The following is a 13,727-nucleotide window of genomic DNA, read 5'->3' on the forward strand; positions in this document are numbered from 1 at the left end:
GCTCTTCCGATCTGTGGTCAGTTTTAAAATATCGGATGTCACAGTGACAACTGGTGAATCTTCAACCGGTGGCGGAAGCAGCAGCAAATACACTTCGGGTATTCACTCATTTGAGGGTGTACCAACCGAGGTTCCGTACCACTCTTTTCTGAATCTAAAAATCTCTGACAACAGTACAGGGGAAGTTGTGAAACAGGGAGGATTTGGCAGAGAATATCCGTCAACTGATGAGCAGGACCTTTTCATATATGAAACCGGTGAATACAGGGTTGATATGTATGGCAATGGTCTTGATGTGGATCTTAAGATATTTTCAGGAACGACACCGGAAAATCCCGATGCCATCGGAGTTGACACTGCTGCTTCAGTTAAATTTTCTGAACTGGCAAAAACGACTGCATCCTCTGCAGCAGAAGACCCTTCATGTCAGGAAGAGGCCTGGTGGTGAGAAAAAACATGTCTGAAATCTCTATGCCAAAGGCAGAAACACATGATGATTATCTAAAGCATACTCAAAGCAATGCAGATTCTAATTCATACGATGATGATTACGAATTTTTGCCCCAGGATGATTTTCATCTCCCGGATGACTTGGATATTAATGGCTTTAAAACAGAAGGGATTTCCGGCGATTATAGTGATTCTGAGATTTTATTTAATTCATCTTCAGACAATATTTTTTCAGAGGAAAGCAGGGAAATTTTAAAATCAGAAAATCCTGCAAAACCTGGAAGAAGATTCTCGTTTAAGAAATCTGCAAAGCCAAAGGCAAAACCAAAAACCGGCACTGTAAAGGAGATGCAGCAACCAAAGCAGGAAAATTTTTTGAGGCGGACAGCAGGCAGAATTGCCAAAAGTATTGAAAACAAAGTAAAGAAAAAAGCCCCTGTAGATTCCAGTGACTCTCCTGAAAAAATTCTGATCCGTTTTAAAGAGAATCTGAATTACCTGAATAAAGAGCTGAAGAATTATAAAACTGAAGAGGAGTGGAGCGAATCACTTCTAAATACTAAAAATCTTTCCGGTATGCCCGGAGAAGGAAAAAAACTTGTTCTCCCTCCCGGTTATGAGGAGCTTGAAAGGTACTGGCTCAGAGCACCACATTCATATGCTGTAATCGCCCGCAACAGAGAGAATAATAAAAGTTATCTTGTATATGAACCGGGACTATCTGAAAAAGAACATCTGATTCTTGAAGAAACGGATGCACAGTTAAGAGCTGTTCTTCTCTATGATTCGGCAGCAAAAAAAGATGAAATGGAGATAGAATATGAAACAGTCATCAGGATAATAAAAAAACTTGATCCTCATATTGAAAAAGAAAGAACAGATATTATCTGCTATTATCTTGTAAGAAATTTTCAGGGTTATGGAAAACTTGATCCTCTTATGCATGACGAAAACATTGAGGATATTACCTGCAACGGGTTTGATAATCCGCTATTTATCTATCACAGAAAGTACTCAAATCTTCCTGTAAATATTATTTTTGATAAAGAGGAACTAAACAGGTTTGTTTTAAAAATAGCCCAGAAGGCTGATAAGCAGCTCTCACTTACAACACCTCTTGTTGATGCCTCCCTTCCCGGAGGTGCAAGGGCCCAGATAACATACACTGATGTTGTATCATCAAAGGGGAGCTCATTTACGATTCGAAAATTCAAATCCGATCCAATGACGCCTGTTGATCTTATAGATTATGGTACATATGATGCAGAGATTCTTGCTTTTATCTGGCTCTGTGTTGAAAACAGAAAGAGTGCCATTGTGGTGGGTGGAACTGCAAGCGGAAAGACCTCAATGATGAATGCATTTTCACTTTTCATCCCGCAATTTGCAAAAATAGTCTCAATTGAGGATACAAGGGAGATTCAGATGCCCCATAAAAACTGGCTCCCTATGAAGACAAGGGAGAGTGCATCTGAATCCGGAAAAGGAAATGTCGATATGTTCTCCCTTCTTAAAACAGCACTCCGACAGAGGCCGGAATATATTATCGTGGGGGAAGTGAGAGGTGCCGAGGCACAGACTCTTTTTCAGGCCATGAATACAGGCCATACCACTTATTCAACCCTGCATGCCGGGGGAGTTGAACAGGCAATAAATCGCCTTACAACAAATCCGATCAATGTGCCTGTTGCAATGTTCGGAGCACTTGATTTAATTATAATTCAGCAGCTTCAGCATATAGACGGCAGAATGGTAAGAAGGTGCATAACACTTGATGAAGTGGTTACAGAAAAAAGCGATATTAAATATAATGTCCTTTACAGCTGGAATCCTGTAGGTGATAAATTTCAAAAAGTTTACACTGAATCAAAGATTTTAAAAGACATTGCATATAGTCACGGATGGGCTCCTGAAGAAACCGAAAGGCAGGTTCGGATAAGAAAAGATATACTTGAAGGCCTTCTAAAAAAAGGCATCCGCAACTCAGATGAGATAACGGCAGTATTTGATGAATTTTCAAAGAGTGGCATATATGAATTTGAAGAATAATTTTCTGATATCTTCCCTGAATACAAAAGATTTTCAAAAGTCACTTAGGGCTGCACAAATACCAATAACTGGCGATGAATATCTCCTTTTACTAATTCTCAGTATATTACTTGCAGGAATAAACTATATTCTGTTACTAACTGTTATCCTGCTTTTAGATTTAGATATAAATCCAATATCATTTCTTCCGCCGGAATTATCCGCATTGCTATTTTTCGTAATTTTTGTCGGAGGCCTTTTTGTTTTTGCCTATATGTATCCAGGTCTTGTTGCTTCAGGCAGAAAGACGAGAATTGAGCTTGATCTCCCGTATGCTATCACATATATGCAGGCCCTTTCAAAAACAATGACTCTCTTTTCGATTTTTAAGGGTGTCTCTGAAAATGACGATCTCTACGGAGAGGTGTCAAAAGAGTGTGCAGTGATAGTAAGGGATGTTGAATATTTTGGTGATGATCTTCTCTCCGCAATAAGAAATCTTCAGGATATAACGCCTTCTCCAAATTTTTCCGAACTTCTAAACGATCTTGCAATGGTTTTTAAGACAGGTGGCAGTATGACAGATTTTTTTGCATCAAAATCGGTCCATTACCGTGAGACTGCAATGCAGGAGCTTGAAAATACCTTAAAAACTATGGAGATAATGGCAGAGATTTATGTAACAGCCTTTGTTGCAGGACCTATTGCAATTATGATAATGATTGTGGCACAGAATCTGTCAGGTCAGAGTACAGTTGACCTTTTAGGGCCACTGATGTATATCGGCCTTCCCATAGGTGCGGCAGTTATGATCTTTCTTCTTTATATCATGATGCCGCCTGACAGTCTTCAGGTAAGCAGAAAAGAGATGCAGCAGTCAGAGTATGCTGATGTTTGTAGTGAGGATTCTGAAACACAGCCCGTTGATGAAAATTTCCTCAAAAATCTCCGTTCAAATAAACAGGCACTGAAAATAAAAGCTATTCTTAAAAATCCTTTGAGATATTATGTATCTGATTATCAGTACAGCTTAGTATTTGGAATGATCGCAGCCTGCGTTGTTTCACTGTTGTACATGAATGGATTAATCTCAGAACTATTTCCAGGATATACATTTGAAGCATTTATATGCATTCTTATTTCGGCATTCATGCTCCCTGTTGGATTTGCATATGAGGCGAGAAACTGGTACCTTAAACAGTTTGAATCACAGCTTCCCGGATTTTTGAGGGAAATTTCTGATATGAAGGATATGGGTATGACACTTCAGAGTGCAATTCACATAATTTCCACAAGCAAGATTGGAGTTTTAACATCTGAAATAAAGGTGGCGTCTGATGAGATTGTTATGGGGACGAGTGTCTCAAATGCTCTCTACAGACTTGAGGAAAGAATAGGGCTTGTATCTGTTAAAAGAGCGATATCACTTGTAATTAAGGCCAGTGAGATTACCGATCACTTAAGAGAAATACTTGCGATTGCAATAGGAGATCTTGAGCATTATCTTAAGATGAAGAATGAAAGATTTGGTGTTTCCTTCATCTATGTCGCAATCATTTATCTTTCATTTGGAATTTTCCTCTACTCGGCCTATCAGTTAAATGTCTCATTTGTAGAGAGTTTCAAAGGATTTGATATCAATTTCAATCTGGAGTCTAACATATCCGAGATGTTTCATATCTCTATGATCCTCGGTTTTTTTTCAGGGGTTATGGCAGGCCAGCTGAGCTCAAACAACGTGCTTGCAGGTTTAAAACATAGTATTGTGTTTATGGTAGCATCTTTGGTGCTTTTCACTATTATCATATGAGATTTAGGGGTTTTTGAGGAGATGAAAGTAAAAAGAGAAAGAGAAGAGGCAGTATCTCCTGTTATCGGCGAGATGCTCATGCTAAGTCTTGTACTCATCATTGTATCGATATTTGCAGTATCTGCATCTCAGTTTATCCCGGAGGACAGGGAGCCTTCAGTAAATATGATGGTGGGAGGGACGGATTCTACCGGATACAATGTTTCATTCTGGCATAAAGGCGGTGATCCGATTGTTAAAGGAGAACTAAAAGTCATATTTTCAAACGATCTAAACAGAATCATCGAATCCCAGGATAATATCACGATATGTAATGATCCCCTGACAAGAACCCTGCTGCCGGGGGATTTTATGACGGTTAAGACAGTGGAGAATATAAGCGGTTGGGATGTTCAGATAGTTACATCCAGATCAGTTATCTTTTTCGGGAGGATTGAGGATTGAAAACTGATGAAGCCGTTGCACCGGTTGTAGCGGTGCTTTTGATCCTTGCGGTAATTGTTACAATCATGTCGATGTATTTCTGTACATATGTTCCTTCTCTAAAGCAGCAGGCAGAAATAGGGCACCTTGGTGATGTTGAACGGGAATTTCTGTCATTTTCATCTGATATAGAAAATGCGGTCTGGCAAAAATCAGACGGAAAACTTTCCAGAAGTTTTGAGCTCGGCGGGGGGGATGTGTTTTTATCGTCAATTAAATCAGGAGGGACACTTCAGGTTGAAGATGATGCAATGCTGTTCGGCTTTAATGTAACAATTCTAAATGACGATTCTTTATCAACAACCACCATACCCGAACGGAATTCCTCTCTTGTGAAATTTTCGTACCGGCCCCTGAGCAATTTCTGGCAGGACCAGGGTTATTCATGGCAGTATGGCTATGTCAATCTTACAACCGAATATGGTAAACAGACTCCTTTGCTGTCTAAAAATATGGATGCCGTTCTTAATGATATTGAAAATAGTTCAGGGCTTTTTTCATCACTTTTTGATATGGATTATAATTATGAGCCTGTATTTCAACCAGATGGAACAGGTAACTATACCGGAACAAGATACCTAAACTGTACCGGGTTATCCATGACCATAGTAAACTTAGAGAAAGGCAAAGAAAGTTACGCAAGCGGGAATGGTGCTGCAATGCTAAAGCTTGAAACAAAAGTAAATCCTCCTTCAAGATCTGTTAATGCAACAATGTTAAATTTCACATTTTATGACTGCAAATTTCCTGAAGTGAATGAAATTATCTGGGAAAATATTAATAATAAACTTCTTTCTTTTAGAGACAGGGGGCTTGACAACGTCGTAGTTTCATGTTATTCTGATGCAGGCAGTAGCTATGGCGGAGTTTTAGGTGTTGAATTCACTTACCCTGTCACAATATTTATAAAAGAAGTAGATATGGCAGTTTCGGCATCCTGATAAACAATATTTTTTAAAGATTTTTCTTCGCGTCCTCTAATGCATCCTCAAGCGATTTTATAAATTTTTTCCCTGCAGTTTTAGCTTTCTTTTTAATTTCACTCCTTCCTTCTTTTGTCCCAAGAAGAGCATTCCCCAGATTGATTACGTTGTCAACCGCATTTTTAACTGAACTGGCAGTATCAGCAATTAATTTGTCGATATCATCATTTTGGGGTTCATCATCCCTGCTTTCTGATTTTTCCTGATTTTTATTATCCTCAAAATCTGCAGGTTCCGGCTCTGAAATCTCATCCACCCATATCCTCTTCTTAAAATGTCCCTGTTTTTCTTCCATTGTTTTTTTTCTTGTAACTGTTATCATAAATAGATTAAATTATGTGGATTGTATTCTGCCCAAAATTACCGGATGATAATTAATATCAGGCAATAACATGGGTTAAAAATAAAAAATGCTTAAACCATTCCTGCTATTGAACCCAGATTGTGAATTGCAACAATCAGATACCAGCCGATTATTGCAGAAAGGGCAAATGTTCCTGAATTTTTGATTCTTGAGTTGCAGTATAATACAGCTGTGGTTATCAGGGCAAACACAAGCGTCTTTACTCCTGCATGAAACAGTTCTGAATTTACAATGCCTTTCATTAACAGATTCAGTTCACATCCTCCGTTTGATAGTATAAACTGCGTTGTTGTAATATCAAGAAAGAATAGAACTGCAAGAAATATTAAGCCTGCAGCAATTCCTTTGCCTGAATTAAAATCCTGAAATAAAATATGGTATTTTTTACAATCTGTCATTTCCTTTGCATACCTCCCGCACTGTCTCTTATTATTGCCACATGTAATGCCTATCAGATATAATGTTATTGGATGTTGCAGGAAACATAACACTATTTTTGAAAATGAACTGCATGAAGTATGAAAAAAGGATTATTTTTGAGTAATATCTAAATTAAAACTTATATGTGGCAATTTTATTTTCGGTAAATTTCGCTTATTACTAATAATATTAACAAATTCACAATAAGTATAACTAAATAAAATAAAAAAAATCCCTGTGGATTCAATATCTGCACATCAACCAATTTCTAAAATTTGATCCTTATACTTAAATTGATATTGAGTCTGAGAGTTAATATCATTAGGTTAACTTAAAACCATAATTAATTATGTTTGTGGGTGCATATGTTACTGAGAAGATTTTGCGCTGCCATGTTTTCAAATTTATAGTAAAAAAATGCGCAGCCTGCACTCACTAAACCGACATGAAAAAGACGCTTTTCGTGAATGATATGGTATTTAGGATATAATATGTCGTATTTTCAGAAAAAGACCGGCCTCAAAGCAGATTAAAATCAGAGGGGTAATAAATATGGATGAAAATAAGGATGTCACAAATAAATTAAAAATAAAATATTTGTTCAATCACTCTTTTTTAAAGGATTACAAAATTAATTCATATAAAAAAGACATCATTAAAAAATTACTGATATACTGTACACCGGTACTTTTATTCTTCATCTCCCTGTTTTTGGGGAGATACATGATTGACCCTGTAGAAGGGCTTAAAATTTTATTTTCAGTGTTCCCGTTTATTCCGATAGAACATACATGGAACTCTATTAATGAAACTGTTATATTCCAGATACGACTCCCGCGGATTATTGCCGCAATGCTTATAGGCGGTGGTCTTTCAATTGCAGGTGCCTCGTATCAGGGTCTTTTTAGAAATCCGCTTGTTTCTCCGGACATTCTGGGGGTTGCATCGGGAGCAGGTTTCGGTGCGGCGCTTGCAATACTAATTTCAGGAAATCCCTGGATTATTCAGGTTTTAGCTTTCATATTTGGAATTGTTGCTGTAATGATAACATGCATTATCAGCAGGGCATACAAAGGAACAGGGACTCTCGTCCTTGTATTGTCCGGAATAGTCGTAGGAGCGCTTTTTTCAGCACTTTTGTCAATGTTAAAATACGTGGCAGATCCATACGACACTCTGCCTGCAATTGTATTCTGGCTGATGGGAAGTCTTGCATCTGTCACGTTATCTGATCTTATATCAGTTGCACCTCCGATTCTTATTGCCGGATTTATTATCTACATAATCAGATGGAGAATAAACATTCTCTCGGTGGGTGATGAAGAGGCAAGGGCTCTTGGTATTGATACCAAAAATATGGCACGGATAATCATAATCTGTGCAACTGTTATCACTGCCTCCTGTGTATGCATTGCAGGAATTATAGGATGGGTAGGACTTGTCATACCGCATATTGCAAGAATGCTTGTAGGCCCTGATTTTAAGCGCCTGATTCCTGCATCAGCACTTCTTGGGGCTTCATATCTTTTAATTGTGGATGATATATCCCGGACTCTGATTTCAACTGAAATTCCGCTTGGAATTCTCACCGCTCTAATAGGTGCTCCGTTTTTTGCATATCTTCTTACCAGAAAAAAGGTGGGGTGGCTTTGATCTTAGATATAAATGACATATCATTTTCATATGACGGTAACATACAGATTTTTGAGGATATCTCTTTTTCCGTAAAGCAAGGTGAAATTATGTCAATTATCGGAAAAAACGGCATAGGGAAGTCCACACTGATAAAATGTCTGATTAATTTATATTCTGTTAATTCGGGATATGTAAAAATTATGAATCAGGATATCAGATCATTGTCTGCCCAAAGTCTGGCAAGAATAATCGGATATGTTCCACAGGGGCACCAGACTGTCTTTCCATTTACAGCTCTTGATTTCGTTATTATGGGACGCTCCCCGCATCTTTCGTTTCTGGCATCCCCCGGTGAAAATGATGTCAGAATTGCTGAGGAGGCAATTAATAAAATTGGTGCGGAGTATCTTAAAGACAGACTCATTAATGAAATAAGCGGAGGAGAAAGGCAGATGCTTATGCTTGCACGTGCACTTGCACAGGAAGCTAAAGTTCTCATTCTTGACGAACCCACATCACATCTTGACTTTGGAAACCAGTTAAAAGTCCTTGGCGCAATTGAAAAACTCTCAAAAGAGGGAATAGCAGTTGTAATGAGTACACATTTTCCGGATCATGCATTTATGCTGTCAAGTCAGGTTGCAATAATGCAGGATAAAAAATTCATTGCACAGGGAGATGCAGGGGATGTTATCACAAGACAAAATCTGAAAGTGGCTTACGGAGTAGATGTTGCAATAAGTCATGTAAAAGATGCCGGAAGAAATGTATGTGTCCCTCTTTCTTTTTAAAAAAATTTAGTGAAATATTGGTCAGTTCTTTTTTGGATTCGTTATTTTTTGCAGGGTCTTTTACCGGTTCAGGTTATGTGTCTGTATTTTGCATATGCCGGTTTTGTTCTCAGAAATGTTGCATCCTGTTTCATACATTCACACTTCATTGTAAGACCCTTTTTTAATTACAATCCAGAAACCCGAGTCATCATTGATTATCTCCGTTTCAGAGCCTTCAAGACCGGAGATTGCTTCTCTAAAAATTTCCCTCTTCTCCTCTGACATGTTCCTTTTGTATTTTTTCTCCCATTTCGGGTCTTTTATTATCATTCTGTTGACAATGTCGTCCCGAAGCTCTTTATTTCCGAATCCCCCGCCGATATATGTCATGCCGCCGGGTTTTAATACACGGTTAATCTCTTTAATTGCGGATTTCGGGTCGTCCCAGAAGAATATCGAACCGCGGCTTACAATCAGGTCTGCAAAGCTGCTCTCAAAGGGAAGAGCATGAACATCTCCTTTTATGGTTTTAATCCTCTCAGAAAGATCATTTTTTTCGATATTTCTACGTGCAATATCATTTGCATCCCCGGAAAAATCAAAAGCATATACAAAAAGATCTGATCTTTTTGCAACAGCAATAGCCAGAGCACCGGGGCCGCTTCCTAAATCGATACAGACTCCGTGATTTATTCCGCATTTATTAATTGCATTGTCAGCGATAACAGGGTATATCGGCGCAAAAATTGTTTTTGATATTTCATCCATACCTTCGGCACCTTTCTTATCAAAGACTGTTTTTTCTTCCATCTGAATATCTCCTCAGGTGTTTAAAATTTCATTTATCTCGTCGTCAGTCAGATTTATGTGATAAAACTGTTCATGATAATTCTTTGCCAGAGATGTCATGTCAATATCCTCGAATTTTTCCGCATACAGCAATTTTGCAGTCCAGGGTATTCCTATTATCTGGTTAACTCCGGGAGGCCTGTCAAACCACGAAAAGGCAGTATTCGGGACAGGATATACTCTTTTGTTCTTTACAGCATCAATATCCTTCCAGAGTGGATTATCATAAACAGTTGAATAAAAGTTCTTGTCTCCGGCAATTATAACTTCAGGATTCCATGAAATAATCTGCTCGATTGAAACTTCAGTCTGGCCATATCCGGGGGAAATTTTACATTCAGCAATATTTTTTCCACCGCATATTTCAATCAACTGTGAGTGCTGCGAACCTTTTGGGTCGGTTAATATTCCTTCCGGACCTTCTGCATAATAGACTGTTACCTTTTCATCTTCCGGTATTGCAGATACTCTTTCTGTTACCAGATTCAGATATTTTTCATAGAAATTTATCAGTTCCTGTGCTGTATTCTCCTCACCGAGAACTTTTCCTGTAAATTCTATTGCCGGGGTGTAATTTCTGGCATTAACCGAATTATCTACAGCAACGACCGGAATTGATCCGAACATGTTTTGCCGCTCAGATATTGCAGACAGAAAGTCTCCACTGTTTGTGAAACCCTCGATTATAATATCCGGATTTATTGAGATGAAATTTTCATAATTTCCGCTCTGTTTTCCAAACCATCCCCCTACAACAGGAAGACTCTGGTATTCTTCAGGAATGTATTTTTTTGAGTTTTCATACAGTTCAAAATTCCATCCCATCAGTTTGTCGGGGGCAATCATGTAAATAAGCATTGTGGACGGAGGTGCTGTGCTTAGTACTCCCTGTATTTCATAAGGAACAGTAACATCCCTTCCTGCCATATCATTGAGGGTTATTCCGTCCTTTATCTCTCCTGAATTGTTTCCTGATAAAGGCATCAGGATAATTAATCCAAAAACAAAAACTGCAGCTGCAATTACTGCAATAAAAGTATATTTTGTTGTTTTTTCCATACATGTACTCCATAAAGTTAATTTATGATGGTTTATAACAATAAATTATAATGGAGGTATAATTAAAATGTACTATTTTTTTAGAAGGTTAATTATTTTATATTAACGCATATTTGACACTATTTTTGTGGCAGGTCTGAGTGAAAATGGGCGGAAAAAAATTGCTGAAGTACTCCGGTTTTACACCAGTGTGGGATTGCCGGTTACATTTGTTGAATTGAGTGACAGGAAATGTATACTTATATTTGTTCAATTCACTGACTACTTTTTGATAATTCTTATAAGGGCATCCTCAACTTCTTTTATCTTTTCAGGTTTTAATTTGCCGGCTTTGTATGATATAAGTGACACATCAGCAGTAAATATCCTCTCTGGCCGGATGAAGCTTTCAATCTTCAGGCCGCCCGATTCAAAATCACAGTTTGTAAGTTCTATTGAGTATTTGTCATTTCGGTTTCTGCTTGTTATCTGACAGAGAATGATGTCGTCTCCTTCTAAAACTGCGATTAAAAGAACAGGTCTCCTTTTTGAACCAGAGAGATCTGAAAAAGGAAAAGGGATGACTAAGACATCACCTTTTACAAATTCTTCCATGCCTCATCTTCTTCTTTTGAATCCCAGTCTTTTTTAAGAGTCTTCTCCGCTGAATATGCGCATGAAAGCGCTTCGTTTACAGAACTGATAGGCCTTAATTCAATTCTGTCCTCATAAGAAATTATTGCAACTTTTTCTCCCGGGGAAAATCTTTCCCTTAATGACTTTGGAATGACAATCTGGCCTTTTTCTGTAATGGTTCCGGTTTTAATTTCTATTAATGGCATAATCTGTCTTATTGGTCTTATTTGTAAGATATATAATTTGAATGTTTCTGAAGGGGCATTTATTTTTAAGTGAGATTGTTTTATCGATCTAGATGATAATCATTTTTATATGTCAGAAATTCCGGTACTGGGAAAGGAGCAGTAACAGGCAATTGCTCAGCTTCTGATAAGGGAAGGAGACAAACAGCTTACCAAACCACCGGAATACATCCAGTTTACATATTCTGAGCCTGGAGATACTTATCTTAATGATCTCAAAAAAAATCCTCATCATTTTCTTTTGGGTTGCCTTATGACGCCGCAGATTAAGGTGGATCGTGCGTTTGGTATTCCCTGTAAAATATGTGAAAAGATAGGCGGATATGATTTTGAGTCATTCTCCAAAAAATCAGAAGATGAATTTATAGAAATTTTTCAGGAGCTTTTGCTTCACCGCTTTAATGATAAAGGTGGCAAAATTACATCATCAGCAATTAAGAAAATTTCTGATGATTACGATGGGGATGCGGCAAATATCTGGTCTGACAATCCTTCAAGCTGTGCGGTTGTAAGAAGAATGCTGGAGTTTTACGGGGCAGGAATTAAGGTTGCAACAATGACTGCGAATATCCTTGCAAGAGACTTTCGTGTTCTGTTCCACTACTTCCTTTGAAAGCTCTTTTTTGAATTTCGCCATTGCAATAAAAAGCATTTTTTCTCTTCTTTTGATTAATTTATTCTTCGGAGTATTGTATTTGAATTTAGGGCATCAGGGTTTTAGGAGAGTGGAATCTTATTATCAGCACCGTTATTACGAAATATAATCATAATATTGTAAATGAAATCGGCCGTTCCGACAATACTTGTGATAATTCTTTTCATTATTGCACTTTTTATTGGCAATTTTGCACTTTTTGCACAGCCAGATGATTCCGGTACAAAAACAACTGTGAGTCATCTTCTAAAAAAGGAAAACGGCACGTATATGGACGTAATCCATGTAACAGTCCGTGGAGGGACAGAGGAGGAGACAGGATATGAGCTTGGAAAAGCCGGCATAGATGAGTTTGAATCATTCCTTTTGCCTTTCGCTGACATAAAATACGGAGAGGAAAAGGAGCAGTACATCAAAAGTTATGACGATGTTTTATACGAGCGGATGCTTGGAGTAAAGAAGGCATATCAGCTCAGTAAAGACGATTACAGCTATGATGCCAGTTTTCCGATATATATATCACTTTATCCTTCATGTTCCGCTCTATATTTCCCTCCTTCATCAACGGAGGACGGCCATGCAATTGTAGGCAGGAATATGGAATGGGATTATAACCCTGATTTAGATGCATTTTCCGGTATTGAAGATGGAAACTTCGAAGACACAATCGTTAATGAAATGGGGACACTTGTTCATGTTGTTGAGATATATCCTGATGAAGGATATGCCAGCCTGGTATTGGGGACCATGGATCTCCTCAATGGTATCGTTGACGGAATAAATGAAAAAGGACTCTACGTTGCCTCTCTTCAGGACGGAGATACTTATAATGATCCCCTGGATGACCTCGCCGGATCAACGAGTACAGGACTGAATTTTATGCAGGTGCTTAGATCAATCCTTGAGCATTGTGCAACGGTGGAGGAAGCAAAACAGCAGCTGTCAGAGACAGAGGTTTTTATGCCGTATATGGGCCAGCACTTTCTTATATGCGACGATTCCGGAGACGCGACAATTGTAGAGTTTGATAACGAAACACGTGAGATTATTTTTATAGATTACCGGGATACTCCGGTTCCGATTACAAATTATGCTATTAACCTCCGTCCTGACATCAGTCTGTGTCAACCGGAAAATCCTGATGATCCTCATGACGATTACCTGAGAAGTGCAAAACTTCACAACTATATTTCCGGTCATGAAGGAGATTTCACGACAGACGACGCCTGGGCGGCATTGAAACAAGTTGAGGCAAATGCTGATGCAGGTAACGAAACTGTTGACAGGCTTTTGTGGAGGGTTGTAACTGATTTAACCAACAGGACAATGACTGTTAAATATTTCTTAAAAGACGGCCC

The 13,727-nt window shown here is 38.3% G+C and carries 15 protein-coding genes; 9 read left to right on the forward strand and 6 right to left on the reverse strand.

All coding sequences use genetic code 11. The features are described from left to right. The 5 genes from ACTB1O_RS01105 to ACTB1O_RS01125 form a co-directional block, all read left to right on the forward strand. Positions 1 to 448: hypothetical protein (locus ACTB1O_RS01105; protein WP_462993298.1), on the forward strand; the 448-nt coding region annotated here is incomplete at its 5' end. An 8-nt stretch (positions 449 to 456) separates the two neighbouring features. Continuing rightward, complete coding sequence (locus ACTB1O_RS01110; protein ID WP_462993299.1) at positions 457 to 2,499, forward strand: type II/IV secretion system ATPase subunit; 2,043 nt, start codon at positions 457 to 459, stop codon at positions 2,497 to 2,499. Then, entirely contained in the window at positions 2,483 to 4,288 is a 1,806-nt protein-coding gene (locus ACTB1O_RS01115) for a type II secretion system F family protein (protein ID WP_462993300.1), read from the forward strand. The genes ACTB1O_RS01110 and ACTB1O_RS01115 overlap by 17 nt, the downstream gene beginning before the upstream one ends. Before the next feature lie 21 nt (positions 4,289 to 4,309). Further along, positions 4,310 to 4,732: a type IV pilin N-terminal domain-containing protein gene (locus ACTB1O_RS01120; RefSeq protein WP_462993301.1), complete on the forward strand. Its 423-nt coding sequence runs from the start codon at positions 4,310 to 4,312 to the stop codon at positions 4,730 to 4,732. Continuing rightward, on the forward strand, positions 4,729 to 5,712 hold the full coding sequence (locus ACTB1O_RS01125) for a flagellin (protein WP_462993302.1): 984 nt from the start codon (positions 4,729 to 4,731) through the stop codon (positions 5,710 to 5,712). The genes ACTB1O_RS01120 and ACTB1O_RS01125 overlap by 4 nt, the downstream gene beginning before the upstream one ends. Before the next feature lie 13 nt (positions 5,713 to 5,725). Here the strand turns inward: ACTB1O_RS01125 and ACTB1O_RS01130 are convergent, their stop codons facing one another. Then, a complete protein-coding gene (locus tag ACTB1O_RS01130) occupies positions 5,726 to 6,049 on the reverse strand; it encodes a hypothetical protein (RefSeq protein WP_462993303.1) in 324 nt (107 codons plus the stop codon). A gap of 119 nt (positions 6,050 to 6,168) precedes the next feature. Then, positions 6,169 to 6,516, reverse strand: coding sequence for a DUF5658 family protein (locus ACTB1O_RS01135; RefSeq protein ID WP_462993304.1), 348 nt, complete (start codon positions 6,514 to 6,516; stop codon positions 6,169 to 6,171). Between the two features lie 574 nt (positions 6,517 to 7,090). Between ACTB1O_RS01135 and ACTB1O_RS01140 the strand changes: the two genes are divergently transcribed. Both ACTB1O_RS01140 and ACTB1O_RS01145 read left to right on the forward strand, forming a co-directional pair. Then, positions 7,091 to 8,191, forward strand: a complete 1,101-nt coding sequence (locus ACTB1O_RS01140; RefSeq protein ID WP_462993305.1) for a FecCD family ABC transporter permease — start codon at positions 7,091 to 7,093, stop codon at positions 8,189 to 8,191. Beyond that, the gene (locus tag ACTB1O_RS01145) at positions 8,182 to 8,964 is read left to right on the forward strand and encodes an ABC transporter ATP-binding protein (protein WP_462993306.1); all 783 of its coding nucleotides are present in this window, start codon (positions 8,182 to 8,184) and stop codon (positions 8,962 to 8,964) included. The genes ACTB1O_RS01140 and ACTB1O_RS01145 overlap by 10 nt, the downstream gene beginning before the upstream one ends. 138 nt (positions 8,965 to 9,102) lie before the next feature. Here the strand turns inward: ACTB1O_RS01145 and ACTB1O_RS01150 are convergent, their stop codons facing one another. From ACTB1O_RS01150 to ACTB1O_RS01165, 4 genes are all read right to left on the reverse strand, one after another. Continuing rightward, positions 9,103 to 9,756 carry a class I SAM-dependent methyltransferase gene (locus tag ACTB1O_RS01150; protein WP_462993307.1) on the reverse strand — a complete coding sequence of 218 codons (654 nt, stop codon included), beginning with the start codon at positions 9,754 to 9,756 and terminating at the stop codon, positions 9,103 to 9,105. A 12-nt stretch (positions 9,757 to 9,768) separates the two neighbouring features. Then, entirely contained in the window at positions 9,769 to 10,854 is a 1,086-nt protein-coding gene (locus ACTB1O_RS01155) for an iron ABC transporter substrate-binding protein (RefSeq protein ID WP_462993308.1), read from the reverse strand. A gap of 261 nt (positions 10,855 to 11,115) precedes the next feature. After that, positions 11,116 to 11,448: a type II toxin-antitoxin system PemK/MazF family toxin gene (locus tag ACTB1O_RS01160; RefSeq protein WP_462993309.1), complete on the reverse strand. Its 333-nt coding sequence runs from the start codon at positions 11,446 to 11,448 to the stop codon at positions 11,116 to 11,118. Continuing rightward, the gene (locus ACTB1O_RS01165) at positions 11,433 to 11,675 is read right to left on the reverse strand and encodes an AbrB/MazE/SpoVT family DNA-binding domain-containing protein (protein ID WP_462993310.1); all 243 of its coding nucleotides are present in this window, start codon (positions 11,673 to 11,675) and stop codon (positions 11,433 to 11,435) included. The genes ACTB1O_RS01160 and ACTB1O_RS01165 overlap by 16 nt, the downstream gene beginning before the upstream one ends. A 292-nt stretch (positions 11,676 to 11,967) precedes the next feature. Here ACTB1O_RS01165 and ACTB1O_RS01170 point away from each other — a divergent pair, with 292 nt between their 5' ends. Continuing rightward, positions 11,968 to 12,327, forward strand: a complete 360-nt coding sequence (locus tag ACTB1O_RS01170) for an HhH-GDP family DNA glycosylase (protein ID WP_462993311.1) — start codon at positions 11,968 to 11,970, stop codon at positions 12,325 to 12,327. A gap of 165 nt (positions 12,328 to 12,492) precedes the next feature. After that, positions 12,493 to 13,727, forward strand: a 1,235-nt coding sequence (locus tag ACTB1O_RS01175) for a C45 family autoproteolytic acyltransferase/hydolase (RefSeq protein WP_462993312.1), incomplete at its 3' end; no start/stop codon positions are given.

The organism is Methanomicrobium sp. (genome assembly GCF_055145805.1).

What these genes read in the sequence shown, in the direction of transcription:
- ACTB1O_RS01110 (WP_462993299.1), top strand. Translation starts at nt 457, where the DNA reads ATGTCTGAAATCTCTATGCCAAAGGCAGAAACACATGATGATTATCTA.
- ACTB1O_RS01115 (WP_462993300.1), top strand. Translation starts at nt 2,483, where the DNA reads ATGAATTTGAAGAATAATTTTCTGATATCTTCCCTGAATACAAAAGAT.
- ACTB1O_RS01120 (WP_462993301.1), top strand. Translation starts at nt 4,310, where the DNA reads ATGAAAGTAAAAAGAGAAAGAGAAGAGGCAGTATCTCCTGTTATCGGC.
- ACTB1O_RS01130 (WP_462993303.1), bottom strand. Translation starts at nt 6,049, where the DNA reads ATGGAAGAAAAACAGGGACATTTTAAGAAGAGGATATGGGTGGATGAG.
- ACTB1O_RS01135 (WP_462993304.1), bottom strand. Translation starts at nt 6,516, where the DNA reads ATGACAGATTGTAAAAAATACCATATTTTATTTCAGGATTTTAATTCA.
- ACTB1O_RS01140 (WP_462993305.1), top strand. Translation starts at nt 7,091, where the DNA reads ATGGATGAAAATAAGGATGTCACAAATAAATTAAAAATAAAATATTTG.
- ACTB1O_RS01150 (WP_462993307.1), bottom strand. Translation starts at nt 9,756, where the DNA reads ATGGAAGAAAAAACAGTCTTTGATAAGAAAGGTGCCGAAGGTATGGAT.
- ACTB1O_RS01155 (WP_462993308.1), bottom strand. Translation starts at nt 10,854, where the DNA reads ATGGAAAAAACAACAAAATATACTTTTATTGCAGTAATTGCAGCTGCA.
- ACTB1O_RS01160 (WP_462993309.1), bottom strand. Translation starts at nt 11,448, where the DNA reads ATGGAAGAATTTGTAAAAGGTGATGTCTTAGTCATCCCTTTTCCTTTT.
- ACTB1O_RS01165 (WP_462993310.1), bottom strand. Translation starts at nt 11,675, where the DNA reads ATGCCATTAATAGAAATTAAAACCGGAACCATTACAGAAAAAGGCCAG.
- ACTB1O_RS01170 (WP_462993311.1), top strand. Translation starts at nt 11,968, where the DNA reads ATGACGCCGCAGATTAAGGTGGATCGTGCGTTTGGTATTCCCTGTAAA.